Source organism: Algoriphagus faecimaris (assembly GCF_900101705.1).
Lineage (GTDB): Bacteria > Bacteroidota > Bacteroidia > Cytophagales > Cyclobacteriaceae > Algoriphagus > Algoriphagus faecimaris.
The window spans coordinates 38744-63410 of the sequence record NZ_FNAC01000026.1 but is presented as its reverse complement, the minus strand read 5'-3'; the positions used below and the strand labels follow the sequence as shown (position 1 = coordinate 63410).

Below are 24667 nucleotides of genomic sequence, written 5' to 3'. Positions count from 1 at the left end.
AGCCTCGTCAGGAAACCGATTAATGAAATTGATAATATTCATGGTCAAAACCGTTTATTTTGACCTAATTTAAATCGAGTTAAACCCTTAATAAAGCAATTGACACCAACTGTCAAAAAGAACTTATTTGGCTACTGGTGACTTTGCGGATATTCATATTATTTTATAATTCTAATTTACTCCATGCAACCTAGGTATGAAAAAATTGAGGATTCAGAGTTGATCGTTCATTTATTTTTGACTCAATAAAAACGTCCTACCCATTTCTTTGAGGTTTTTATTCGTTTTTCGAAGTGAATTAAGGGGAAATACACCTTCAAACCTATGGTTTCTTATTCTGCCTTCAGTGTCTTTACCGGATTGATTTGGGTAGCCCGGAGAGATTGCAGGTATACGATTAAGAAGGTAAAGCCTAACCCACCCATGCCGAGTAGGATAAAGCTCACTGAAGAGGGCCATGCTTTTACAGCAAATTGCTCCAGCCAACTCTGCATCAGGTAGAGACTAAGTGGGAGTGAAATCATCAGTCCCGCTAAGGTGATCACTAAATACTCCTTTCCAAACATCCAGGAGATACTCCACTCTGAAGCGCCCAATACCTTTCGAACACCGATTTCTTTGGTTCGACCGGCAATGCTAAGGGCCACCATGGCAAACAATCCCATAGATGCAATTAAGATAGCAATGCAGGCCGCCAAAAAGACCATTTTTCCCAAGCGCTCATCCGCCTTGTACTGAGCAGCTACGGATTCATCCAAAAAGGTAAACTCAAAACTTTCCCCAGGGAAAACCCGATCCCATTCTTCCTTCAAGGCTGATTTAAAAGCCTCAAAGTCGGTTGAACTTGCCTTGACCAAAACACGGGGATTGGTATTGGAACGGATCATCAAATTGCTGATTCCACTAAATACCGTTTCCGGTGATTTGGCAAAAAGAATGGGTTCGATCGGTTGGTAGAGTGAGGCGTGGTGAAAATCCTTCACTACGCCAACGATCTGATGTGGGGCAAATCGGTTGCTCGGCAGGAGTTCCTGAGTAGGGTCCTGCCACTTAAATGCTGCAGCAAAAGCTTCGTTAATCAAAAATGAACTGCTATCGGAACCTATTTGAGGATTGAGTGCTCGGCCAGAAATTAACTCCAGATCCAAAACATCCAAATAATCTCCCCCGATGAAATTCACATTGAAATCAAAGATACTTCCGTCTTCCAGCGGAAAGGACACTTCCCAAAAAGCCTGATCTCCATAGGTTCCCACTGTGATACCGGCAGAGGCTACCTCAGAACGGGCAGCGAGGGCTTTTTGGTAGCTATCTGCTTGTTGAAAACTGCTTTTGAGTGAAGCCACAAAACTAGTGGAAGGGACATCAGGAATTTCCAGTACCAGTACCTGCTCAGTATCAAAACCCAAATCGTAATTTCGTATGGTATTCATCTGATTAAGCATGATCAAGGTGGCTGAAATCAGCAGGAAAGAAATAAAAAACTGAAAACCTACAAGACCTTTTCTGAGTCCCTGTTTTCCAAATCGAATAGAAAGTGGACCTTTCAAAACGTTGATCGGTCTCATTCTCGATAGATAAAAAGCAGGGTAAGCTCCTGCCAAAGCCGTAATCAATAGGATTAAACCTACCAAAATTCCTAATTGTGTGAAGGTATAGGAAAGGTCGAGTTCTTTTTCAAAGAGGGTATTGAATGTCGGCAAGAGCAACTCTGCCAGAATTACACCAAGTATAGTAGAAATCAGGGTGATCAAAAATGCCTCAGTCAAAAATTGTAAGGTCAACTGGGAAAAATTGGCTCCCATGGTTTTGCGTACACCCACTTCCTTTCCCCTAGTGCTGGCTTTTCCTATAGCCATCGTGGTGAAGTTAATACAAGCAATCAGGAGGACAAGAAAGGCTATACCGGATAATATCCAAAGTAGGGATTTTCTAGTAGTTTCTAGTCCGCCATCGCCTCGGCTTTCTGAAAAGTGCATTTCAGATAAGGGATGGAGCGTGAAGAAATATTCCCCTTCTCTATAATCTTCTCCAAGGGCAGACTTCATGACTGCCTCCATGCGCTCGTTAATCAGATCCACATCAGTAGGGTTTCTAAGCTTGACGATATTTTGACCCCAGACACTATACCAAGAGGTCATTCCCTCTGGATCAGAAAAGAAATCCATATTGGCAATTGGCATCAAGATTTCAAATTTGATCGAGGAATTGGCAGGGATATCCGCTAACAAGCCCGAAACTTGATAATCTTGAAATTCTTCTCCCATCTTTAAACTAATGCTTTTACCGATTGGGTTCTCGTTTCCGAAGTATTTCTTTGCTGTGGCTTCAGTGATGACAATTTTGTATTTGTCGCGAAGCTGCTGACTGAGACTCCCTTGGATGAGTTGAAAATCAAACATTTCTAGAAAGTCAGAATGAACTAATAAAAAGCTTTGGTTTTTTCTGCTTTCATCGGGAAGTTTAGCCTGTACACCGGATGTAATAAATCCTGTAATTTTTTCAATCTGTGGAAATTCCTCCCGAAAGGTGCCCTCCACTATCATAGGAGATGAAAAGCTTTCGATCATTTCTCCATCTACCCGTTCATGGCTTTTGACTCTGAAGATTTTTTCACTTTCGGGGTGAAAAGAATCAAAACTCAATTCGAATTGCACAAAAAAGAAAATCAATATACCTACACCCAAAGCAATGGATAATCCGATCAAATTGATTCCTGTGTAAAGCTTATGCTTCAATAGGTTTCTGATAGCGATTTTGAAGTAGTTTTTGAACATGCGGAGAAATCATTTAAACCTTATGCGATTTATAATCCAGTTTTATGCCAGTAGAAACACCCCTTAAGAGCAATTAATCGTAGTTTTTAGCTAAATTGGGTCCATTGTTCCGAACAAATTTGTTCGCTATCGGGCAAAACAAAACATCTCTTCTTAGTAAGCATTTTTGCAGGTTTGAGGAGAAATTTAGAATAATTACTTGGTGAAAAATGACTTCTTTCTATTCCAATGCTTGGTTGTCATGCTACAAATTCAGTTTTTTTAGCAGTGGATTGGTTCTAGCTTTATTAAGTTACAGCTGTAAAACCGTAAAAATCCCCACTGAAAGGCATCAACAATACAGCTATGGGGCCTCATATTCCTATTCCGAAAATGAGTTAATAGTCGAACTGAAAAATCCACTTTATGCTCCACTTAGAGTTTGGATTTTTTACCCTGAACAAGATAAGCAAGAGATATTTAATGAAATCAATCCAGTAGAATTGGATGCAGGACAGGATACAGTTTTACTTTTTAAGAATATTTCTGATTTCGACCAAGAAATGACTTTCAGTTCAAGACTAGGAAGCCTTACTAAAGAAATTGAGGGGTTGATAGTGGATTTTCCTTTTCCAACAAATAAAGAGTACAGTGTAATTCAAGGTAATGATACTGATTATACCCATGACACTGATTGGTCGAGATATGCAGTTGATTTTGATATGAGTGAGGGTGATACCATTACATCAGCATCAAATGGCTACGTAGTGGGGGTGATTGAAGAGTATCAGTTTGGTGGGATTGGTGAGCTATGGAAGCCTTTTTCGAATTACATTACCATCTATGAGCCTGAATCAGGTGTTTTTATTCAATATGTTCATTTAATGAAAAATGGTAGTTTGGTGGAAGTAGGGGATCAAGTGAAAGTAGGTCAAGCTATCGCACTTTCTGGAAATACAGGTCAAAGTAATAGGCCACATTTGCATTTTAACTGTTTGATTCCTGAGAATTCCGAACAAGGCCTACGATCGGTTCCGGTAGTATTTAAAGGTGGTATTCAGTCTATGGATTTAAAAGCAGGTGATAGGGTATCTCATTGAGTTTTTACTTCCAAGGTTCGAAAGTCTTTATATTTTCCCGTTTCTTCTTCTACAGTTAGAAATTGAAAAAAGACCAGTTTTTAAATAAAACTAGTCTTTTTGCAGAGAGTGGGGAATTGGCTTCGCCTTTCCCTAAATGGGGTAGGAAGTAAACTAAGCCTACTCACTTCGTTCGTTTTGTTCTTTTTGCTCCTCAGCCACTCAAGCAAGCTTGGTGTCTAAAAAGCAAAAAGCCCACCGCTTTGCGGAAAGGCTTGTTTTGCAGAGAGTGGGGGATTGCTCATACGCGCGGCCATGCCGCACTGCCTCTCGCGAATCTCCCTTTAGTCGATTTCGAAGCCAAGGGTTCTCATCCCCATATTTTTTTATTATTGAGTATTCAAAAAAAAACCGACCCTATTTCTAAAGCCGGTACTCGCAGAGAGTGGGGGATTCGAACCCCCGGTACGGTTTGACCCGTACGACAGTTTAGCAAACTGCTGGTTTAAGCCACTCACCCAACTCTCTAAAGCGTTGCAAATATAAAGGAATTGATCAGATTTTACCAAGGCTTCACCTTCTCTGTTTAGCCTCTTTTTTTATCATTTCTTAATTTGTTGACTATCAATGTCAATTCTTGTCAGATAACCTTCAGATTTTTGAAAAATACCCTGTACAGGGTATTTTTTCCACCGTGCTAACTCCTAAATTTGAGTTTTAAAGTTTCTGATATATGATTATTCAAACAAATTCGGGTTCCTTCTTAGTAGAAAGCTGCTTGCAGAAAAACGGACGCATAGCTGTAAAATCAGATTCGGAGCTTGAAATACTTAGATTTTTTGGTTCTCAAAAAATTCAAGCTTCTAATGATTTTAATTTCCCCTACCAAGTAAGCATTTGCAAGCAGGTCTTTTCTGATGCCCTTATTTTGATGGTTAAAGAGATAGACTACACCAAATTTCAATTCGATTCAGACCTTTCTCAATAATTTTTAAAAAAATTGTAATTTTTTTTTTTCGCACATTTTTGGACGAAAAGCATTTTTTATTTTAAGTCTTACTTTTTACTGTCGTTGAAAAAGAATCTACTGAAAAATCCTGATTTATCAAATTATCTTAGTGATTTTGGTCATTTTATTTATAAATATTTTTTTTTAACCTTTGACTTAGATACAGGACAAAATACTCCTATTAGAGGGGCTTGCCATGATAAAGATTCAAAACTCCGAAAAGCTTCTACCTGATTTCTTAATGGACTCAGAGCATTTCTTTTATGCCTTACTAGATGTAGAAGGTCAACTGATTGACGCCAATTCATTGCTTTTGGATCATACTAAGTTGAAGCTTAATGAAGAGATTTTTGGTTTTTTGGAGACTGATTCTGCTGAGGAATTATCCGAATTGCTGGATCAGATGATTTCTAAGCCTCATGATTCCAGAAATATCCTGCTTAATTTTTCTAAGTCGGATGCTCAAAAATCAAATTCAATTTGGTGGGAATTTTCGATGGTACTCAATGATGAAATGGATATCATTGGACTTGTGGGACTAGGAGTGAGCTTGAAGTTTCTTGAGCATGAGTTGCCTTGGGAGCATTTGGTAGAAGTCCTTCATTTCGGAAAAATTGAATTGTCAAATGAGCTATTGGTCAGCGAAGTAGAGGAAAAAGTTGCATTATGGCTGGGAAAGAGTAGCTCTGAGCTTAAAAACAAAGCTTTGGCAGATCCTCAAGTCCTAGTATTGACCCAAGAGCAACTGGCAAAGATCAAAGCCTTGGATAATCAAAGTCAGCCTCTTTTCTTAAAAATTCCCGGTCAGTTCCCAAATCTTTTGGCATTGGCAGGTTTGCTGACAAAGCATGCCTCGGGATATACCTTTTTATTGGCACCTTCCAAAAAAACGCTTAGACCCTTAGCTGATTTCCAGCCATTTACTTCGAGTCAATTAGCAGCTATTCAGGGGGCTGTTTGGATTGTAGATCAACATTTTACTCTGATTCAACAAAATTCATATGCCTCAGCTTTTTCTAAAGAAAACGGTTATCTAGGATTAAACCTAGGTCTTCAATTTTCTACAACTTGGGCTGGTAGCCGCAAAGACCAATTGTCTAAGGCGGTCATTCAATCCTTTGAAGGCAAAGAATGTGCCCTCGATCTTCTCGTGGGCAAGGGAGAGGATGGCATCTTTTTGAATGTGAGAACGAGCCCTATTTTCGATGATTATGGCCGATCAGCTGCAGTGATGATTCAGGCTTTGGATGTAACAAAATTCTATGGGAAAATCAGACAGCTGGAATCAGAGAATAAGGAGTTGAAGGATTTGGCACTTAAGCCTTCTCATATTTTGAGGTCTCCTTTGTCTTCTATGCTTGGTCTTCTTGATCTGATCGATCAGCAATCCATGGATGAGGAAAATAGAAAATATTTCTCTTACCTAAAGCCGCTTGCACATGAATTGGATGAGGTGATCAGAAGCAATGCTAAAAAGATGTCTGCCCTAGATTAAAATAGGCCCTCAAGCCCAACAGCACTAATTATGGGTGGGATATCATAAACTCCCTCCAAAAAAAAGCGCTCTGAACTGATTAGAGCATTTCCAGCAGTCCAATAGGTGATCCCCTCTGGAAAGCCTCTGATAGGAATGTAGCCTATTTTACTTTTTCTGTAGCTGTCTGTCAACTGATTTCCAGAAAATCCGTCAAAAAACCAAAGCCATTGCTCTAGCGGATGACTGCCTAGGCGTAAAAAACCTAGTAGCACTACCCTGCCAGTAGCAGGGTCTATGTCGGCGGCAGTCACTAAACCATCTATGGGAAGCGTTCCCAGAAATTCTGCTTCGTAATTACCGGGTTCTGCAGAAAGGAGGTAATGATCGCTATCCTCAGATTGCCAGTTTTTGGTGAATAAGTGCAGTTTTCCCTCTTTATATACCATCGCTTCACAGTCAAAGCGATGATTTTGTGAATTCCCACTAAAATCAGTTTGATTAGGATAGTAGAATTCTATTTTTTCGGCTTGTATTTGGTCTGCGGTCAAAAGATCAGAAATGCTAACTACATAAATGCTGAGATCCTTTCTTCCTCCTAAATTATTTCCAAAATCACCTATATAAAGATGGGTATCGCTATGGGCTAAATCCTCCCAGTCTACATTTAAGGCATTTTCAACAATAATACTTCGAACTACCTCTCCATTAACTGGGTCGATCTCATGGATTTCATTGCTGTTTTCTCCATCGTTGATCGAGAATAAGCGATTAGCTATCCAAGCTAATCCAGAAGTTTCATTTTGTGATGCAGGAAGTGAATTTAGCTCAATCGATCTGAGTACTCTAGGCCATCCGGATGCATCGAGGTGGTACTCATCATTGTAGAAGTAACTTTCCTCGGGCCATTTTATACTGATTCTTGTAGATAGGTCCACACGGCTAGAAGGAAGGAACTCGGTAAGGTAGCTACTGGATTCAGGTATAGGAATGTTGATCTTGAGGAGCTCTTCCGTGTTGAAATAAAGGTAGAAATCAGCTGTATTACGATGAAAATTTAGCTTCTCCGGCTCAACCAGTTGCGGGAAATCAGATTCAAAATTGGGACTGATCACCACTTGTTTACTCTTAGCAATCCCCTCTAGGTCTAAGCTTTGTTTCCCCGCTTTAGCCTCGAAGCTTCCTGAAATGTTGACAGGCAAATAATCAGAAAATTGAGGACTCGATGGAGATTCATAGGCATAGGTATAAAGCCCCGGTTCTAATTCCAATTTTCCCTCAATAGGAATTTGATTAGGCTTGATACTAAATTTCTGTGCAGAACTGCCCTCAGTTAGATTTACAGTCAACTCCCAATTTTCCTCATAAATTTTTCCAGTTTCTGCTACCCAATCTTCCAAAAGGATTGATCCAAAGGAAATCTCACTCCTGTTTTCTGTATCAGGATCAGGCAAAGGGGTAGGATCTTCTTTCTCTCCACAAGCGTGAATAAAAATCGCGATAAAGAGAAAAATGGTGTGAAGTGCTCTCATATCCATAAAATTATTATAAAAATATTCACCAAGAGGAATTTTTAAATTTTCTAAACAATGACTTTCTACAGGATGTTGACAAATCAAAGGTAGAGAACATGAACGAACTGATTGAAAGTGCTCGAAGAAATGGGAATGGAAAAGGAAATGGCTATCCAGTGACTAAAATTTCTAATGAACCTAAGTTGTTGATAAAGGATGCCATTTTTGTACGACACGATGGCTCTTTGGTCAAAGTAAGATTTCAGGAAATACTCTGGCTAAAAGGAGATGGTAATTATACGACCTTGGTAACCAAAGATTTTGAACTTTCAGTCAGAAATATTCTTAAAGATTTTGAAGAAGCTTTGCCTCAATTGGAGTTTATGCGGGTACACAAAAGCTACATTGTTCGACTAGAAGAAATCTTAGCCATCAATACTAGAGAACTCCGAGTTGGGGATGAGTTCATTCCCATTGGACGGACTTATTATCAAAAGCTATTGGAAGGTGTACACAAATTGGGTGGAGATCATCATTAAACCCATAATAAACTACTATCTCCATAACTTAAAAATCTGTAATTTTTATCCAATGCCTCCTGATAGATTTTTTTCCAGTCCTCTCCCAAAATAGAAGCGATCAATAAAACTAAAGTGGACCCAGGCTGGTGAAAATTAGTTATCAAACCCTCTATCATCTGAAACTTATAGCCTGGAAAAATAAAGATCTCCGTAGAACCCATGATTTCCTGCTTTCCGGTTTTTTCCATCTGTGCTAGTATTGCTGCAAGCGATTCTTTTCTCGTCGGTAGCCCTCCATGGTCTTGATAGGGATACAGCTTTTCAATTAAAAAATGATCCCCTTCATTTTTCAATAGCTTGACCCCGTACCAATAGAGACTTTCAAGAGTTCTCACTGAAGTAGTACCTACTGCTACAATCTTACTTTCTTGATTAAATAGCTGGGCTATAGTTTCTCGCTGCAAGTGGATTTGCTCACTGTGCATATTATGCTCGGTGATATTATCAGCTTTGATAGGCTGAAAAGTGCCGGCACTGACGTGTAGCGTAACCTCAGCTTCTTTGATTCCTTTTGCCCGTAAATTTTCAAATACTGTCTCGGTAAAATGTAATCCTGCAGTCGGGGCGGCGACGGCACCTTCTTTTTTGGAGTAGACAGTTTGGTAGCGCTCCTTATCTTCCTCAACGGGCTTTCTGTTTAGGTAGGGGGGGAGGGGTACCTCTCCGCTAGCTTCTACAATGTCCACAAAAGCAATATTCTGAGCATTCCATTCAAAGCTTACTATTCGCTTTTCCCGGTTTTCCAATCGTGCCTGTAAGATGACTTGAGCTCCGTTTATGTGTATTTCCCCGCTTAAAACCTCTCCATCTTTCCATTTTTTAGCATTACCTATCATCACATCCCAACTCACAGGCCGGGTTGAGAGCATTACTTCGGGTATTACTGTACTTGGAGTCAGGGGCTGCAGCAAAAATATTTCAATACGAGCACCCGTTTCACGCTGAAAAATCAAGCGGGCAGGAATTACCTTGGTGTTATTGTAAACCAAAAGCGTGTCAGAAGGGAGAAATACAGGGAGATCATAGAAGTGATGATGACTGATTTTTCCACCCTTAAATTGCAGTAAATTAGAATGATCCCTTTTTTCGAGAGGGAATTTTGCTATTCTATCATCAGGAAGAAAGTATTCGTAATCTTTAAGATCTATTTTTGGGTCAAACATTCTGCTTTGATTTAGCTTTGCAAATATAGCTGCAGGAGCGGTTAAGGTCCCAATTTTATCAAGAAAGCTAAGAAACCTATGCGTCTGAAATTTGATTTTGTCCCCAGAGAATTGATTTTTCGTTTTGATGCCGGTACTTCCCGCGGTGTTTTGAAAACTCGGAAAATATGGTGGGTAAGTACTACTGATTTGGATTTGACTAAAATAGGTTGGGGAGAGGCTGCCCCCTTGGTCAAATTGAGCATTGACGACCGACCAGATTTTGAAGCTAGGTTAAAGGATATTTTAGCAGAAGCAGAAAATCGAGATTGGGAATTGGGTGAAGAAACCCTACTCACACAAGTAGAAAGCATAGTTCCTTTTGAATTTCCAACTATAAGATTTGCCTTGGAAATGGCTCTTTTGGACTTTTTCCATGGTGGCAAAAAGCGGTTTTTTGAGAATTGTTTTCGGGACGATTTCCAGTCTATCCCTATTAATGGATTGATTTGGATGGGAGATCGGGATTTTATGCTCGCTCAAATTGAGGAAAAACTTGCCTCTGGTTTTAACTGTATAAAGATGAAAATTGGGGCTTTGGATTTTGATTTAGAGCTATCGCTTTTACGGTATATTAGAGATCAATATTCCTCAGCAGAAATCATGCTTCGCGTCGATGCCAATGGGGCCTTCTCGCCAGAAGAGGCTTTAGAAAAGATGCAAAAATTAGCTGATTTGGATATTCATAGTATTGAGCAACCTATCCAAGCCGGTCAATTTGAGCAGATGAGGCTTCTAGGCCAAAATTCTGCTCTTCCGATAGCTTTGGATGAGGAGCTAATAGGTATTAAAAATAAGGCAGAATTGCTGGACCGATTACTTCCCCAGCATATTATCCTAAAGCCTTCGCTTCTGGGAGGATTTAAAGAGACTAATGAATGGATTCAATTGGCCGAGGAGCGTACCATCGGCTGGTGGATGACCTCAGCTTTAGAAAGTAATATAGGCCTCAATGCCATCGCTCAATTAGCCAGTAAATATCGGCCTAGTATTCATCAAGGCTTGGGTACGGGGAAACTTTTTCACAATAATCTGTCCTCACCCCTGCATATCGAAAAGGGTAAGATTCACTACTTGCCTACCGAATCTTGGGATAATCCTCAATGATTATTTAAAGGATAGAGGTAGACTGGGCGATGCCCCTTAATTCTCCAATTGGTGGGTGAAAGCTCTCCTGATTCGGTGTCTCGCTTGAAAACAACAAAGTCATGACTTTCCTGATGTGCAGAAATCACATATTTCTCATCGGAACTCAGTACAAAATTGCGCGGCATAAGTCCTCCTGAGGGATTGTGCTTGACTAGTTGAAATTCTCCATTTTCCTTCTTTTCGAAAATAGATAGGGTATTTGCTTCGCCTCGATTGGAGACATAAATATGGGCATCATCGGCTGAAACTCGGATCTCCGCTGCTCCTACTTCTCCAGAAAAATTGGATGGCGTAAGAGGCAGACGTTGGAATGAGCTCAAATTTCCTTCATTAAAATTAAAAATCTCAAGCAAAGCGGTCATTTCTTGAACCACGTATACCTGCTCCCCCGAAGCCGAAAATGCCAAATGCCTAGGGCCATCTCCTCCCTGCATGGAGTTTTCTACTAGTAGTTGGAAAGGCTGCTCTGCTTTAGGGTCAAACTTATAGCTCATCACAGCGTCCTTTCCCAAATCAGCCACTAAGAGGTACTTTCCACTTGGGTCAAAAGTTGCACTGTGCACGTGAGGTCCCTCTTGTCTATCAGGGTTTATGCTACTGCCTTCATGCTGAATGACCTGACTGATTTTTAGTTGACCGCTGTTTTCAATTTTGAAAACCGCTAAATTTCCCCCTGAGTAATTGCTCACTACTAAAAAATCCTCGTTGGGAGAAAGGGATAAATGACAAGGATGATCTCCTTGAGTAAATTCAGAATCTATCAGATTGAGTTTTTCTTTCTCTTTATTTCTCTCAAAGACTAAAACCTTACCTCCTTTTTCGGAAGAGGTTTCTTCCACCGCAAAGACCAGGTCTTCATTTTTATTGGCTATCACAAAGGAAGGATTGGAAATCCCCGAGGCAAGTGTGGTGAGTTCAAGTGTTCCCTTAGAAGGATTAAACTCCAATAAATCGATTCCTTGCTTTTGGTTGTCAGTGTAGGTTCCTACTAGAAACTTATAACTCATTGCTTGATCGTCTTTGATGGTGGAGGTGCAACTCATTGCAAAGCAAAAGAAAAGCAAGTAAATTGGATATTTCATAAGTGAAAGATAGCTAAATCCTTTTGGACCTAATGACTGTCCCACTAATAGACCGTGATTTATGCAAAAATGAAAAGAATTACACTATTTCATTAATGAGATTGCAAATCATTGGCTTAAAACTAACAAAATTATTAATTTGCTATGCTTAAAAACCTTAATCAGAATGTATAAAACCTACGATACGGAAGTCGCAAAGCGATTCACGATTTACAATTCTTTATTTTTAGACCTGCCTTTTGATCATATTTTCCGAACAGGTACCATGCTTCCTCTTCTATCGACAGCCTGTCAGAAGGGGTTTGAGCATAAGAAGACGCCTCGAGAAATCATTGAAGGATTTTTTGAAGAGATGCTGCCTGATAACCCAAAGAAAGAGCAATTTGATCTGCTTTTTCAGATGATTCAATACGTAGAGCGACAGGTGGTTTTATTTGATTCCATCGAAGATGCTGCCTATGAAAAAATCAACGATTTGGGCGGAAAGGGCTCCATTCGGGCACTAATCAATCGTGCGGAAAGTGATCATAAGAAAGAGGAATTAAAAGAAAAGCTTAAAACTTTCTCTGTTCGTTTGACTCTGACAGCTCACCCCACCCAGTTTTATCCTGGAAATGTACTCGGGATTATTACCGATTTGGAGGATTCCATCCGTAAGGATGATATTGGTCGTATTAATTTGCTACTTCAGCAGTTGGGAAAAACGGGTTTTATCAATCGGGAGAAGCCTAGTCCTTACGAGGAAGCTGTGAGCTTGATTTGGTACTTGGAAAATGTCTTCTATCAAAGTATCTCTGATATCAGTATCCGTTTGCTGTCTAGCTTAGGCATCCCTCTACATGATTGGGAAAACCCCGGATTGCTCAAAGTTGGTTTTTGGCCGGGTGGTGATCGGGATGGGAATCCTTTTGTAACCCATGAGACCACCTTGCAAGTGGCGGAGAGACTTAAAAAATGGGCTTTGCGCTGCTACTATAGAGATCTCCGAAAATTGAGAAGAAGACTCACTTTTAAGCATGTGGAGGAGGTCATCCTGAAAGTGGAAAAGGGCATTTACGCTACATTATTTGAGGAAGTTCAAGTCTATGAAAACCTTGATCAGCTTCTCGATGATCTCAACAATGCCAGAAAGGCCCTGATTGAGCATCATGAGGGATTATTTCTGGAGCAATTGGATGAATTCATTCTCAAAGTAAGGATTTTTGGTTTTCACTTTGCTTACATGGATATGCGACAGGACAGTCGTAAACACGATGGGCTTTGGGATGCTATTTTTAACCTGAAAGGAATAGATCAAGCAGTAGAAGAAAAAGATCAAATCAAGCAAATTCTGGCCTGCAATAGCCTGCCGGATTTACCTTATTTCAAGGACGAATTTCATCAGGAAATGCTTCGCTCTTTGGGAGCCATAGACACCATCCAAAAGAAAAATGGAGAAGCCGCTTTGCACCGATATATCATTTCCAACTGCCAGTCAGCCAAGCATGTTCTCGAGGTATATCAGCTTGCTAAATTGACCGTAGGAGAGGGTAAAGAAACACTTCCATTGGATATTGTCCCGCTTTTCGAGACAATCGATGATCTTGCCGAGGCTCCGGGTATCATGGACTGGCTCTATAAGCTCCCAGAATACCGGGACCACCTTGCTGCAAGAGGAGACAAGCAGACTATCATGTTGGGCTTCTCTGATGGCACCAAGGACGGTGGCTACCTCAAGGCCAACTGGTCTATTCTTCGAGCTAAAGAGGAACTCACTCGTGTTTCTAGAGAGAATGGAATCAAAGTTGTCTTCTTTGACGGGCGTGGTGGACCACCTGCCCGAGGTGGAGGAAACATGCATAATTTCTATGCCTCTCTGGGGCAGCAGGTAGAGAATGCTGAAATTCAAGTTACCATTCAAGGTCAAACGATCTCCGCCAATTATGGGAAACAGGCTTCCTGTACTTACAATTTTGAGCAACTGCTAAGTGCCGGTCTGGAGAATCACCTTTATGCCGACGCTGAGAGAAACTTGAATACCGCCCAAAGAGAATTGATTGAAGAACTTGCCAATCTAGGCTATGAGTCCTACAAGGAGTTTAAAAACCATCCCAAATTTGTTCCCTACTTAGAACATGTGACTCCGCTGAAGTTCTTTGGAATGACAAATATTGGTTCTCGTCCCCTAAAAAGAGGAAAGGGGGAAGGTTTGAAATTTGAAGATTTGAGAGCAATCCCTTTTGTGGGTTCTTGGGCACAAATGAAGCAAAATATTCCAGGATTTTATGGTGTAGGTTCTGCCATTTCCCACATGGAAAAGAATAAACGGCTTTCCGAACTTAAACAGCTCTATCAAGAAAGTTTGTTTTTCCGGACACTCCTCGGGAATTCCATGCAGTCGCTTAACAAATGTTTCTACCCTGCGACTTCTTATCTCAAAAATGATGAGAACTATGGGGAGTTCTGGCAATTGATGTTTGAAGAATACAATCGCTCAGTGGATCAATTGAAAAAAGTTTCTCAGCTGGAAGAGCTAATGGGAGACAATTTGGTGAGCAAAGCTTCCATTTCTATCAGGGAGCGCATCGTTTTACCTTTGATTACGATACAGCAATACGCTATTCAAAAGATGCTTGAGGATGGAAAGCCCTCCGAAACCCTACAGCGATTGGTTTTAAGAAGCATGTTTGGCATTATCAATGCCGCTAGAAATGCCGCTTAAAAATACTATTTGTAAAAAAATGCCTTCATATTATTGATGAAGGCATTTTTTTGACATACCGTTTCATTACCTATTTGAGGATCTTTTTCAGTAGTTCTCGCTTGACAATCACGATGAAAAACCAAGAAATCCAGCCTGCCAAAGTACCGATCAAGCCCCCAATCACAATATCTACTGGGTAATGAACTCCTAGGTATATTCTGGTGTAGCTCACCGCTAAAGCATAAAGAAAAAGCCATCGAAGATAAGGGAGCCGCCCCTTCATTTTTAAATTTAGGAATACCGCCAAACCAAATGTATTGGCAGCATGGGATGAGGCAAAGCCATAGAGTCCACCACATCGGCCGTAATTGTGGATGACATTTTCCCATCGATCATCGTGACAGGGCCTTAATCGCTCAAAAAAGGGCTTCATAAAACCGGATGTGGTTTGATCAGCAATCAAAATCGTCAAGGCTACACCTCCAAAAACCCACCAGCTATTTTTGGGGTCGTTCTTATAGATCAAATAGATCAATAAAATATATAGTGGAATCCAAGTGCTTGTTTCAGTGGCACGGTAAACTACCGGGTCTAACCAGTCCCAATGGAAACTGTTTAGCCAAAGGAAAAGGGTTTCATCCCACTCTTTAATCCGCTCAATCATGGATTATACGTTAACCAATCTATTTCTTTTTTGAGATGCTCTAGTGTGAAAGCTTCGGGACTTCCGGGTTCTGCTTGATACATATAGGTCCAATTGGCCTGAGGAGGCATACTCATCAGAATACTCTCGGTGCGTCCATTGGTGTCGAGGCCGAATTTGGTGCCTGCATCCCAAACTAGATTGAACTCCACATAGCGTCCTCTTCTGTAATTTTGCCAGATTTTTTCATTTTCTCCAAAAGGAATCGCCGAGTTCTTTTGCATAAAATAACCGTAAACTTCAGGAAAAAGTCTCCCCAATGCCAGACTAAAGTCTAAAATCCGCTGAAAGTGATCATCATCCTTTGCGCTGAGGCGATCGTAGAATATCCCACCTATGCCGCGGGTCTCATTTCTATGCTTAAGGTAAAAGTAATCATCCGCCCACTGCTTAAACTTCGGGTAATAGCTAAGGTCAAAAGCATCACAGGTCTTTTTGACCTCCTGATGGAAATAGGCTGCATCTTCTGGTATGATGTAGTGTGGGGTAAGGTCTATTCCTCCACCAAACCAATGGGTTCCGTTTTCCATTTCAAAATACCGGATATTCATATGGATGATGGGTACCATGGGGCTTTTGGGATGCAAGACTATAGATACGCCCGTGGCAAAGAAGTCGGCTTTTTCCAGCCCTAGTTTTCTGAGAATTTTCTCTGGTGTAGGACCATGTACCGCAGAAAACGCCACTCCTCCTTTTTCGATGATATTACCATTTTTGAAAATACAGGTTCTCCCTCCTCCACCTTCTTTTCTATCCCAAAGATCCTCCTGAAATGTCCCCTCCCCATCGTACTTCTCCAGGGATCTGCAGATATGATCTTGCATGCCTTTATAAATCTCGGCAATTTCTTCTTTTTTCTTTCTACTCATAATCTTAGAATGGATACCCGATGCCAAAATTAAGGACTGTCTGTCCTCTCACGCCAAAGGGTCTTTTGAATGATATATTGTCTAAAATCCATCGCTCTCCTTCTGGCTGAGCGGGATCTATTGCTTTGGTAGCTAAGTCCAATCGTATGATTAGAAAATCAAAATCCATACGAAGTCCGATACCCGAACCTACAGCCAATTCCTTATAAAATCGATCAAACCGGAAATCCCCTCCAGGTCGGGAGGGATCTGCACCGATATCCCAAGCATTTCCCACATCAATAAAAAGCGCCATGTCAAAATATCCGTAGATATTTCTCCTGTATTCCAGCATGGTTTCAAAAATCATCTCAGCAGGCTGCTCAAAGGTGTAATCAAAGAAACCATCAGGGCCTCTTTCAGGAGAGAAACTTCCCGGCCCCAAGCGTCTTGCTTGCCATGCCCGTATACTGGTACCACCTCCTGCGAAGAAATATTTTTCATAAGGCAAAATCCCCGCACTAACGCCATAAGGTTGAGCGATTCCGAAATTAGCCCGATAGGCCAATGTCTGTTTTTGATCCAAAGGGTAATATCTTCTAAAATCTGCCTGAAGCTTTAGCCACTGAAAATTAGCAAATTCTATACCTTCTTCGGCATTATTGGGTACATCAAAAAGGTTGAGACTAGTACCACCACTTTCCATATAAAGCCTCAAAAGAGAAGAGGGGCGGCTTCTCCAGTTGCCATATTGATTAAAGTTGATCACGGATTGGGCAGAGATCGAACTGACGAAGGAGGGGAGAAATGAAAATATTAAATTATTACCCTGATCCGCAAGATTGTTGAGTACATCCAAAAAATCAGGTGTGATGTTTGGCGTCCTTACATAACTGATTTCAGTTAGATTGACGGTAAATTGTTGCCTTTGATTCCGGGTAGCCCAAGTATAGGCTAACTGTCCATTCAAACTGTTTCTGGTGTATTCGGGACGATTAGTGTGGTTATAACTGATTTGAGTTCGGGTATTGGGGTTATACCTACCAAATTTATCCAAAGACCAAGGGGCGAAAGGAATCAAAAATCTTGGAAATATCACTGCAGTGGAGAGTCCTACCTCACGGCTTTGGTACACCCCCTGATCCGTAGCGGAGGCAACTCCTTCCAATCCTGCACGGAAGCTGAACTCTAAAATCTCACCGGCTCTGAAGAAATTTCTATTCCTCAGGGAAGTACTGAAAAATGGTCCGGGCAGCTGCTCGGTCACACTTAGACCTACCTGATTGGTTAATTGATACTTCTGATTGGGCTGGGTATAAATATTGGCAGTAAGACTAGTCCCTAGTGTATCAAAGGTCAAGTTTACAAACCGAAAGAGATCCAAATTGCTGATTTGACGCTGACTCTCAATGACATCCTTTCTGTTGTAAACTCCTCCCGGTTCCAAGAAAACTCTGGAGGCCAATATCTTCTCAGAATAACGATCCTGATAAAAATTAAAGTTGATGTCTTTGTAATCGCGCTCGGTTTCTCGATCAGAAAATTCGTCGGTAGGGGGATTTATCCTGAAGTTAATCGAGTCAATGGTGTAAACTTCATGCTTTTCGGCAAAAGTGGGCTTTCGGATCAACTGCTCGACAGTGACAGTTTTACTGGAAGTATCCTGATAGATATTGTACTCTACAAAGGTTTTTGAAAACATGTAGAATCCATTGTTTTTCAAAAGATCTTCCACTCGATTACGCTCAGATACTATGTCTTCCTGCCGATAAATCGCATCTTTTTCTAGGTGGTTTCCCTGCTTATTTCGCTCCAGTATTTCTTTGATCTTCTCATTTTCACTTCTTAAATAAATGGAATCGATTACATAAGGAGACTTTTCATCTACTAGATAAGTCAAATAAGCCTTGTTCTTTTTAGTTTCTACTTCGTAGCTGACTTTGGAATCAAAAAATCCATTGTTTTTCAGATAGCCTTCCATATTTCTCAGAGAGCTTTCTATGCGAGTCGTATCCAATATTGTCACAGGATTTCCTGTCCTCATCAAGGAGTTGCCGAATTCTTCTTTTTCTTCAAGGCTCTCAATCCTTGATCGAAGTTTATCTGCACGTTTGATTAATTGACGATCTCTACCAAGGGTATCAAGCGCAGCATTAACTTCTTCTAATTCCTCTTTTTTTTCATTTAAATTCTTCTGCACTTTGGCACTGTCATAGAATGATTGGCCGATTCTATAAATGGAAACCCCCGGTGATCTATTGATAAGCGGAATTCTAAAATTGGGTTCTAGTTGATTCAAGCCGGCTAAAGCTTCTTCATCGGATTTTTCCACACCCTTTATTTCTACTTCAAATAGGGCGTATTCGTTTTCCTGAAGCCTTTTGGTCAGGGAACATCCCAGGCAAAACCCGAGTAGCGAAAGAAAAAGTATATATTTGGTGAATTTCAAAATGGAAGATCAAGTCCGAATGCTTAGCAAAAATACAGTTAAGTTTATAAAATCCTTACATCAAAAGAAATACCGTTCAGATCATGGGATGTTCTTTGTCGAGGGGGAAAAAAGTGTAATAGAAGTTTTAAGTTCAGATTTTCAACTTCACTCTCTTTTTGTCAGTGAGGCTTTCTGGGGAAAGCACCGAGTTTTGCTAGATAGGCTAAGCATAGAGCTGGAAATAGTAAGCCAAAAGCAGCTAGAATCCATGGGCCAATATCAGAGCAATGATGCCGCTTTGGCCGTACTTTATATGAAAGAGAATAAAGCCTTTGACGCTAGTAAGGATGAATTGATTTTGGCTTTGGATGATGTTAGGGATCCTGGGAATCTAGGGACTATCATCCGTATCGCTGATTGGTATGGCATTCGAAAGCTCGTTTTTTCCAAGCAAACGGCTGATTTTTACAATCCTAAGGTGATTCAGTCCAGCATGGGTTCCTTTACTAGAGTAAGTTTTTTCTATGCTGAGCTTTCGGAGGTACTTGAGCGCTGGGGATTGCCTGTGTATGGTGCATTTTTAGGAGGTGAGTCGATTCATGAAATTAAAGAAATAGCCCCGGGCGTATTGGTCATGGGAAATGAATCCAATGGGATTTCTTCTGAAATAGGAGAAAGGGTGAATCGTAAACTCACTATTCCTGCTTTTGGAGAAGCAGAGTCATTGAACGTAGCCATTGCTACGGCTATTCTTTGTGATAATATAAAGCGATTGATGAATCCATGAGTAGGATACTAAAACTAGCTAAAAAGGTAGGGTTGAACGGGTTTTTGGCAGGTCTTTTTTTGGCTATTTTCCTCGCCTGGCTTTTTCCCACATTCGGTTCTTCTCAATCTTCCGTGCCGTGGAAACCCATCATCAATGTAGGTATAGCTCTGGTGTTTTTTATGTACGGGGTCAAGTTGGAACCCGCTCAAATTAGATCGGGCTTATCCAATTGGCGACTGCATGTCCTCATCCAAGGATTTACCTTCCTTGTTTTTCCAGGCTTGGTTTTACTTATTTTACAATTTACACCATGGATAGCCCCTGATTTTAAATTGGGAATTACGTACCTATCCGCCCTACCATCTACTGTGAGCGCTTCGGTAGTCATGGTTTCTATAGCAGGAGGAAATATCCCTGCAGCGATCTTTAATGCTAGTGTTTCCAGTTTATTGGGAGTAGTGATCACTCCTGCTTGGATGGGGATTTTAGGAAATGGTGGAGGGGAGTTTTCGGTTGAGTTTTTACCGACATTTCTCGAACTGACGTATAAGGTACTTCTTCCTGTTATTTTGGGGGCATTTTTACATGCTTATTTATTTCCAATTTTACAGCCTTTTCTCAAGCAGCTGAAGTACATCGATCAGACAGTAATCATGATGATCGTGTTTACGGCTTTTTCCCAGTCTTTCGCAGAGGAGGTTTTTGCTCCTTATGCTTGGAATACAATCCTTGTTCTGGCATTGACCATGCTCGGTTTGTTTCTGTTAATTTGGACTGTAATCAGCCTATTTTCCTCAATCTTAGGTTTTTCTTTGAAGGATAAAATTACGGCTTTGTTCTGTGGTTCTAAAAAATCCTTGGTTCATGGAGTGGTGATAGGAAAGGTCATTTTTCCAGATCCTGCATTATTGGGTTTGGTTCTTTTGCCAGTGATGCTTTATCACATTCAACAACTAATGATAGGCTCAGCGATTGCCTCTTGGTTTGCTTCAAAAAATAAAACCTGAGTATTCGGCTCAGGCTTTGAAATGTTTTGATTTTATAAATGCTGTGTTGCCAACTTTTCTACTAATTCCATGTAAAGGCTTGCTGCCTCTTCTTTAGAGGTTCCTTTTAGACTGAGCCAGCTATTGTACTTTGCCGCTGCTTTGAAATCAAAACCTCCCGGTCTTTCTCCTTCATTGTCACCTTCTGTGGCTTGCTTATAGAGTCCGTAGAGCTTGAGAAGGTCCTCATTGGATGGTTTGCTTGTGAATTTCTTGGTCAGCTCTACAGCTTCCTCAAGTGTAGTTGGTTTCATGTTTTACTGTGATTTGGAACGAATTAAAAGCCAAATATCTATCCAAAATTTTTTAAATATGGCTTGTGCCATAAAAAAAAGCCGACGCAGGGGTCGGCTTTTGATAAATCTCAATTTTATTTTTATCGTTTGTTCATCGATACGTAGTCTCTTTCATTCGCACCTACATATACCTGACGTGGACGACCAATAGGCTCGCCATTTTCTCTCATTTCTTTCCATTGAGCGATCCAGCCTGGTAGTCGGCCTAAAGCAAACATCACAGTGAACATATCCGTAGGGATGCCTAGTGCTCTGTAGATAATACCGGAATAGAAGTCGACATTTGGATAAAGCTTTCTATCCACGAAATATTGATCATTCAATGCTGCGTATTCCAGTTCTTTGGCGATTTCAAGAATTGGATCGTTGACACCTAACTTTTCTAAAACGTCATCAGCAGCCTTCTTGATGATTTTAGCCCTTGGGTCAAAGTTTTTATACACTCGGTGACCAAATCCCATTAATCTAAATGGATCGTTTTTGTCTTTAGCCTTGTCCAAATACTTTTTAGCATCTCCGCCATCTGCTTTGATAGCTTCTAGCATTTCGATTACAGATTGGTTGGCTCCTCCATGAAGTGGTCCCCAAAGTGCATTGATGCCTGCAGAAATAGAGGCATAAATAGACGCTTGTGAAGATCCTACGATTCGCACAGTAGAAGTGGAGCAGTTTTGCTCATGATCTGCATGAAGGATCAGCAAAGAGTCCAAAGCTTTGGATACCACAGGATCCACATCATAACGCTCAGCAGGTAGAGCAAACATCATTTTTAGGAAATTGGAGCAGTAATCCAGGGTATTGTCTGGATAATTTACCGGATGTCCCATTTCATTTTTGTAGGCCCAAGCAGCAAATGTTGGCATTTTGGCAATCAGACGAATGATGCTCAAATTAACTTCTTCTGCACTTCTATTTGGATTAAGAGATTCTGGGTAAAATGCAGAAAGAGAGCAAATCAATGAAGAAAGTACTCCCATAGGGTGAGCATTGGAAGGGAATCCATCCAGGATCTTTTTGATATCCTCATGTACTAGGGTGTGGTGAGTGATTTCACTCGTGAAGGACTCGTACTCTGCCTGTGTAGGCAATTCCCCATAAATCAAAAGATAAGCTACTTCCAAGAAGGTTGACTTTTCTGCTAAGTCTTCTATTCTGTAGCCTCTGTAGCGAAGAATACCTTCTTCACCATCCAAAAAGGTGATTGCACTGGTAGTAGAGCCGGTATTTTTATACCCTGGGTCAAGGGTGATTAATCCAGTGGCGCTTCTAAGTTTTGCAATATCAATTGCGGGTTCTTGCTCGGTTCCCGTAATCACCGGAAACTCAAAATCTTGTCCTTTGTAGGACAACTTGACGGATTCAGACATATAATTGTTTTTTGGATTGCATGATAAAAAACCTTAAAAGATGGCTTGAAGTTAATAAAAACCATGATTTTTTAAGGATTTTTTGTACGATGGATAATATAATATTTCAAATAACAGAAACTTTAACTTTGGGATTTCAATACTCATACGTTACTATCCCTTTTTCGGAAATAAGAAATTGAGAAAAATTGAAATTTTTTTTGGCCTCTGTTTTTTTAAAAAAAAAGCCCCGAAGGGCTAATTTTAGTCACAGAAATGCTCGAAAACCTCAACCAAGTGGTCTCCGATCATTTTGGCATTTCTACCTTCAATATGATGCCTCTCGATGAAGTGAACGAGTTCCCCATCTTTAAATAAAGCCATAGCAGGAGAGGAGGGAGGATAGGGTAAGACCAATTCTCTTACTTTATCCACTGCTTCTCTATCATTTCCCGCAAAGACAGTGGCCAATGTAGTGGGCTTTTTAGTAGCGTTTTCCACTGCGTATCTCACTCCAGGTCTAGCCGCTCCAGCGGCACATCCACAAACTGAATTGACTACCACTAGCGTGGTGCCTTTGTGATTTGGACCTAAGTGTTCTGAAACCTGCTCTGCAGTTCTAAATTCTTCAAAACCTACATCTGAAAGTTCTGCCCGCATCGGGGCGATGAGTTCTTCGGGATACATATTTGTTGTTTTTAAATTGTTACAAGAAGCCTAATTCTAATTTTGCTGCTTCAGACATCATGTCCTGTGAATAAGGAGGGTCAAATGTGACTTCCACCTCTACATTGCTGATGCCCTGAATCTGCTGTATTTTATCCTTGACCTCAGAAGGGATATACTCCGCAGAGGGACAATTTGGAGAGGTCAAAGTCATCAGCACAAAGACGTTGTTTACTGGGTAAACAGTAATTTCATAAATCAATCCAAGCTCATAGACATCCACGGGGATCTCCGGGTCATAGACCTGCTTGATAGCTTGGACTACCTTTTCTTTTAACTCTGCGATTTGACCTGTTGAGGTACTGTTTTCAGTTTCCATTATCAGGCGTTTAGTTTGGTTTGAAAAGCTATGGCATACATCTTCATTTGCTTAATCATCGATGCCAAGCCGTTGGATCGCTGACTTCCGATGATACTGCCCATGCCGATTCTATCCAGAAAATTCAGTTCAGCATTGATAATTTCTTCTGGACTTCTTTTATTGAAAATTCGGATCAAAAGCGAAATAAGACCTTTAGTGATATCTGTATTGGAGTCTGCTTGGAAATGTATTTTACCTTCTTTCTCATCTGCGGTAAGCCACACTTTTGACTGACAGCCTTTGATGATGTTTTCCTCTTTTTTCTCACTTTCCGGAAATTCATCCAAATTACCACCTAGCTCCATGATATAGAAGATCGTGGACTCTCTGTCATCCCCTAGGATTTCAAATTCTGATACGATTTCTTCCTGTATATCTGTTATGCTCATTTATTTTTGATTTTGGCTATTCTCGAAACACTTTCAGCCAAGTTTTCTACTTCTGATTTGGAATTGTAAACAGAAAAAGAGGCTCTTACAGTTCCTTCTATCCCGAATCTTTTCATTAAAGGCTGGGTACAATGATGACCTGTTCGCACTGCGATTCCTCTTGCATCCAGCATCTGTCCTACATCAAAGGGATGCATCCCTTGTATGTTAAATGATATTACACTGACTTTGTTTTGAGCCGTACCTACTGGTATAAAGCCTTTGATCGGTAAAAGAAGATCGTTAGCATACTGAAGTAGTTCATCTTCATGGCCTTTGATTGCTGTTTTGCCTATACCATTAATAAAATCTAAGGCTGGCTTGAAAGCAATCACGTCTGCAATATTGGGCGTACCTGCTTCAAATTTGAAGGGAATGTCATTGTAAGTGGTCCTTTCGAAGCTTACCTCTCTGATCATTTCGCCACCACCCAAGAAAGGAGGCATGGCTTCCAAGATTTCTCTTTTGCCATATAAGATCCCCAAACCAGTTGGTCCATAGAGCTTGTGGGCGGAGAATGTTAGAAAATCACAATCCAATTCTTGGACGTCAATTTCCAGGTGAGAAGTAGATTGAGCACCATCCAAAAGTACTTTGGCACCAAAACCGTGCGCAGCATCAATTATTTTTTTGACGGGGTTGATCGTACCCAAGGCATTAGAAGCATGGACTATACTGACTAATTTGGTTTTTTTGCTTAACAGCTTTTCAAATTCCTCGAAAAGAATCTCTCCAGAATCCAGAATAGGGATTACTTTCAATATTGCACCTTTTTCTTCACAGAGCATCTGCCAAGGAACGATGTTGGAATGATGCTCCATCGTAGAAATGATGATTTCATCCCCCTCATGGATAAACTTATAACCAAATGTTTTGGCCACTAAATTGATCCCCTCGGTAGTTCCTTTGGTGAAAATAACTTCTGCAGCTTCTTTGGCACCTATGAAATTCTGTACAGTTTCTCGGACTTCCTCATAATCTCTAGTAGCCCGATCAGCTAGGGTGTGTGCTCCCCTATGGATATTGGAATTATCCTGCTCATAGTAGGCCGTGAGTCGATCCAGAACTGACTTTGGCTTTTGAGTAGTAGCGGCATTATCTAAATAAACTAAGGGCTTGCCATGCACTTCTTGATGAAGTACAGGAAACAAGCCCCTAATTTGGTCAATATTTAAGTTCATGTC

General features: G+C 40.7%; 21 protein-coding genes and 1 tRNA gene. 8 read left to right on the top strand and 14 right to left on the bottom strand.

Going from position 1 to position 24667, the window contains the following annotated elements:
* Positions 1-332: 332 nt before the first annotated feature.
* A complete protein-coding gene (locus tag BLQ57_RS13680) occupies positions 333-2777 on the bottom strand; it encodes an FtsX-like permease family protein (protein WP_087939771.1) in 2445 nt (814 codons plus the stop codon).
* Positions 2778-2986: 209 nt separating this feature from the next.
* On the opposite strand from BLQ57_RS13680, the gene BLQ57_RS13675 reads away from it, so the two are divergent.
* Positions 2987-3856 carry a M23 family metallopeptidase gene (locus BLQ57_RS13675; RefSeq protein ID WP_087939770.1) on the top strand — a complete coding sequence of 290 codons (870 nt, stop codon included), beginning with the start codon at positions 2987-2989 and terminating at the stop codon, positions 3854-3856.
* Between the two features lie 418 nt (positions 3857-4274).
* On the opposite strand, the gene BLQ57_RS13670 is transcribed toward BLQ57_RS13675, so the two are convergent.
* A tRNA-Ser gene (locus tag BLQ57_RS13670) sits at positions 4275-4363 on the bottom strand.
* A gap of 205 nt (positions 4364-4568) precedes the next feature.
* Between BLQ57_RS13670 and BLQ57_RS13665 the strand changes: the two genes are divergently transcribed.
* Positions 4569-4823: a hypothetical protein gene (locus tag BLQ57_RS13665; protein WP_087939768.1), complete on the top strand. Its 255-nt coding sequence runs from the start codon at positions 4569-4571 to the stop codon at positions 4821-4823.
* Between the two features lie 217 nt (positions 4824-5040).
* Positions 5041-6339 (top strand): hypothetical protein, encoded by a 1299-nt coding sequence (locus BLQ57_RS13660; protein ID WP_139162739.1) that lies wholly within the window; start codon positions 5041-5043, stop codon positions 6337-6339.
* On the opposite strand, the gene BLQ57_RS13655 is transcribed toward BLQ57_RS13660, so the two are convergent.
* Positions 6336-7850 carry a hypothetical protein gene (locus tag BLQ57_RS13655; RefSeq protein ID WP_139162738.1) on the bottom strand — a complete coding sequence of 505 codons (1515 nt, stop codon included), beginning with the start codon at positions 7848-7850 and terminating at the stop codon, positions 6336-6338. The genes BLQ57_RS13660 and BLQ57_RS13655 overlap by 4 nt on opposite strands.
* Positions 7851-7948: 98 nt before the next feature.
* On the opposite strand from BLQ57_RS13655, the gene BLQ57_RS13650 reads away from it, so the two are divergent.
* Positions 7949-8371, top strand: a complete 423-nt coding sequence (locus tag BLQ57_RS13650) for a LytR/AlgR family response regulator transcription factor (protein WP_087939765.1) — start codon at positions 7949-7951, stop codon at positions 8369-8371.
* Here BLQ57_RS13650 and BLQ57_RS13645 read toward each other — a convergent pair.
* A complete protein-coding gene (locus BLQ57_RS13645) occupies positions 8368-9576 on the bottom strand; it encodes an S-adenosylmethionine:tRNA ribosyltransferase-isomerase (protein WP_087939764.1) in 1209 nt (402 codons plus the stop codon). The two genes, BLQ57_RS13650 and BLQ57_RS13645, sit on opposite strands and share 4 nt — an antisense overlap.
* A 78-nt stretch (positions 9577-9654) precedes the next feature.
* Here BLQ57_RS13645 and BLQ57_RS13640 point away from each other — a divergent pair, with 78 nt between their 5' ends.
* Positions 9655-10722, top strand: a complete 1068-nt coding sequence (locus BLQ57_RS13640) for an o-succinylbenzoate synthase (protein ID WP_087939763.1) — start codon at positions 9655-9657, stop codon at positions 10720-10722.
* Here the strand turns inward: BLQ57_RS13640 and BLQ57_RS13635 are convergent.
* The gene (locus BLQ57_RS13635; protein ID WP_092824124.1) at positions 10716-11846 is read right to left on the bottom strand and encodes a lactonase family protein; all 1131 of its coding nucleotides are present in this window, start codon (positions 11844-11846) and stop codon (positions 10716-10718) included. The genes BLQ57_RS13640 and BLQ57_RS13635 overlap by 7 nt on opposite strands.
* Before the next feature lie 166 nt (positions 11847-12012).
* Between BLQ57_RS13635 and BLQ57_RS13630 the strand changes: the two genes are divergently transcribed.
* Positions 12013-14547 (top strand): phosphoenolpyruvate carboxylase, encoded by a 2535-nt coding sequence (locus BLQ57_RS13630; RefSeq protein ID WP_087939761.1) that lies wholly within the window; start codon positions 12013-12015, stop codon positions 14545-14547.
* 70 nt (positions 14548-14617) lie between these two features.
* Here the strand turns inward: BLQ57_RS13630 and BLQ57_RS13625 are convergent, their stop codons facing one another.
* From BLQ57_RS13625 to tamL, 3 genes are read right to left on the bottom strand one after another with little or no spacing between them, the layout of a single operon-like run.
* Positions 14618-15193 (bottom strand): phosphatase PAP2 family protein, encoded by a 576-nt coding sequence (locus BLQ57_RS13625; RefSeq protein WP_087939760.1) that lies wholly within the window; start codon positions 15191-15193, stop codon positions 14618-14620.
* Positions 15190-16101, bottom strand: a complete 912-nt coding sequence (gene hemF, locus BLQ57_RS13620) for an oxygen-dependent coproporphyrinogen oxidase (protein ID WP_087939759.1) — start codon at positions 16099-16101, stop codon at positions 15190-15192. The genes BLQ57_RS13625 and hemF overlap by 4 nt, the downstream gene beginning before the upstream one ends.
* A 4-nt stretch (positions 16102-16105) precedes the next feature.
* Complete coding sequence (gene tamL / locus BLQ57_RS13615; RefSeq protein WP_087939758.1) at positions 16106-18529, bottom strand: translocation and assembly module lipoprotein TamL; 2424 nt, start codon at positions 18527-18529, stop codon at positions 16106-16108.
* A 19-nt stretch (positions 18530-18548) separates the two neighbouring features.
* On the opposite strand from tamL, the gene BLQ57_RS13610 reads away from it, so the two are divergent.
* Both BLQ57_RS13610 and BLQ57_RS13605 read left to right on the top strand, forming a co-directional pair.
* Positions 18549-19298, top strand: a complete 750-nt coding sequence (locus BLQ57_RS13610) for a TrmH family RNA methyltransferase (protein ID WP_087939775.1) — start codon at positions 18549-18551, stop codon at positions 19296-19298.
* Positions 19295-20287, top strand: a complete 993-nt coding sequence (locus BLQ57_RS13605; protein WP_087939757.1) for a bile acid:sodium symporter family protein — start codon at positions 19295-19297, stop codon at positions 20285-20287. The genes BLQ57_RS13610 and BLQ57_RS13605 overlap by 4 nt, the downstream gene beginning before the upstream one ends.
* 32 nt (positions 20288-20319) lie before the next feature.
* Here BLQ57_RS13605 and BLQ57_RS13600 read toward each other — a convergent pair whose 3' ends face one another.
* The 6 genes from BLQ57_RS13600 to BLQ57_RS13575 form a co-directional block, all read right to left on the bottom strand.
* The gene (locus BLQ57_RS13600; protein WP_087939756.1) at positions 20320-20580 is read right to left on the bottom strand and encodes an acyl-CoA-binding protein; all 261 of its coding nucleotides are present in this window, start codon (positions 20578-20580) and stop codon (positions 20320-20322) included.
* Positions 20581-20702: 122 nt separating this feature from the next.
* Positions 20703-21989: a citrate synthase gene (locus BLQ57_RS13595; RefSeq protein ID WP_087939755.1), complete on the bottom strand. Its 1287-nt coding sequence runs from the start codon at positions 21987-21989 to the stop codon at positions 20703-20705.
* A gap of 243 nt (positions 21990-22232) precedes the next feature.
* Positions 22233-22655 (bottom strand): BrxA/BrxB family bacilliredoxin, encoded by a 423-nt coding sequence (locus BLQ57_RS13590; RefSeq protein WP_087939754.1) that lies wholly within the window; start codon positions 22653-22655, stop codon positions 22233-22235.
* A gap of 19 nt (positions 22656-22674) precedes the next feature.
* Positions 22675-23013 (bottom strand): DUF59 domain-containing protein, encoded by a 339-nt coding sequence (locus BLQ57_RS13585; RefSeq protein WP_087939753.1) that lies wholly within the window; start codon positions 23011-23013, stop codon positions 22675-22677.
* Between the two features lie 2 nt (positions 23014-23015).
* Positions 23016-23444, bottom strand: a complete 429-nt coding sequence (locus tag BLQ57_RS13580) for a SufE family protein (RefSeq protein ID WP_087939752.1) — start codon at positions 23442-23444, stop codon at positions 23016-23018.
* Entirely contained in the window at positions 23441-24664 is a 1224-nt protein-coding gene (locus tag BLQ57_RS13575; protein ID WP_087939751.1) for a cysteine desulfurase, read from the bottom strand. Before BLQ57_RS13575 ends, BLQ57_RS13580 begins: the two co-directional genes overlap by 4 nt.
* Positions 24665-24667 lie beyond the last annotated feature (3 nt).

Coding starts and splice junctions, on each gene's coding strand:
- BLQ57_RS13590 (WP_087939754.1), bottom strand. CDS start 22,655: ATGTATCCCGAAGAACTCATCGCCCCGATGCGGGCAGAACTTTCAGAT.
- BLQ57_RS13650 (WP_087939765.1), top strand. CDS start 7,949: ATGAACGAACTGATTGAAAGTGCTCGAAGAAATGGGAATGGAAAAGGA.
- BLQ57_RS13575 (WP_087939751.1), bottom strand. CDS start 24,664: ATGAACTTAAATATTGACCAAATTAGGGGCTTGTTTCCTGTACTTCAT.
- BLQ57_RS13665 (WP_087939768.1), top strand. CDS start 4,569: ATGATTATTCAAACAAATTCGGGTTCCTTCTTAGTAGAAAGCTGCTTG.
- BLQ57_RS13600 (WP_087939756.1), bottom strand. CDS start 20,580: ATGAAACCAACTACACTTGAGGAAGCTGTAGAGCTGACCAAGAAATTC.
- BLQ57_RS13580 (WP_087939752.1), bottom strand. CDS start 23,444: ATGAGCATAACAGATATACAGGAAGAAATCGTATCAGAATTTGAAATC.
- BLQ57_RS13605 (WP_087939757.1), top strand. CDS start 19,295: ATGAGTAGGATACTAAAACTAGCTAAAAAGGTAGGGTTGAACGGGTTT.
- BLQ57_RS13680 (WP_087939771.1), bottom strand. CDS start 2,777: ATGTTCAAAAACTACTTCAAAATCGCTATCAGAAACCTATTGAAGCAT.
- BLQ57_RS13640 (WP_087939763.1), top strand. CDS start 9,655: ATGCGTCTGAAATTTGATTTTGTCCCCAGAGAATTGATTTTTCGTTTT.
- hemF (WP_087939759.1), bottom strand. CDS start 16,101: ATGAGTAGAAAGAAAAAAGAAGAAATTGCCGAGATTTATAAAGGCATG.
- BLQ57_RS13645 (WP_087939764.1), bottom strand. CDS start 9,576: ATGTTTGACCCAAAAATAGATCTTAAAGATTACGAATACTTTCTTCCT.
- BLQ57_RS13595 (WP_087939755.1), bottom strand. CDS start 21,989: ATGTCTGAATCCGTCAAGTTGTCCTACAAAGGACAAGATTTTGAGTTT.
- BLQ57_RS13630 (WP_087939761.1), top strand. CDS start 12,013: ATGTATAAAACCTACGATACGGAAGTCGCAAAGCGATTCACGATTTAC.
- BLQ57_RS13655 (WP_139162738.1), bottom strand. CDS start 7,850: ATGAGAGCACTTCACACCATTTTTCTCTTTATCGCGATTTTTATTCAC.
- BLQ57_RS13660 (WP_139162739.1), top strand. CDS start 5,041: ATGATAAAGATTCAAAACTCCGAAAAGCTTCTACCTGATTTCTTAATG.
- BLQ57_RS13625 (WP_087939760.1), bottom strand. CDS start 15,193: ATGATTGAGCGGATTAAAGAGTGGGATGAAACCCTTTTCCTTTGGCTA.
- BLQ57_RS13635 (WP_092824124.1), bottom strand. CDS start 11,846: ATGAAATATCCAATTTACTTGCTTTTCTTTTGCTTTGCAATGAGTTGC.
- BLQ57_RS13675 (WP_087939770.1), top strand. CDS start 2,987: ATGACTTCTTTCTATTCCAATGCTTGGTTGTCATGCTACAAATTCAGT.
- BLQ57_RS13610 (WP_087939775.1), top strand. CDS start 18,549: ATGCTTAGCAAAAATACAGTTAAGTTTATAAAATCCTTACATCAAAAG.
- BLQ57_RS13585 (WP_087939753.1), bottom strand. CDS start 23,013: ATGGAAACTGAAAACAGTACCTCAACAGGTCAAATCGCAGAGTTAAAA.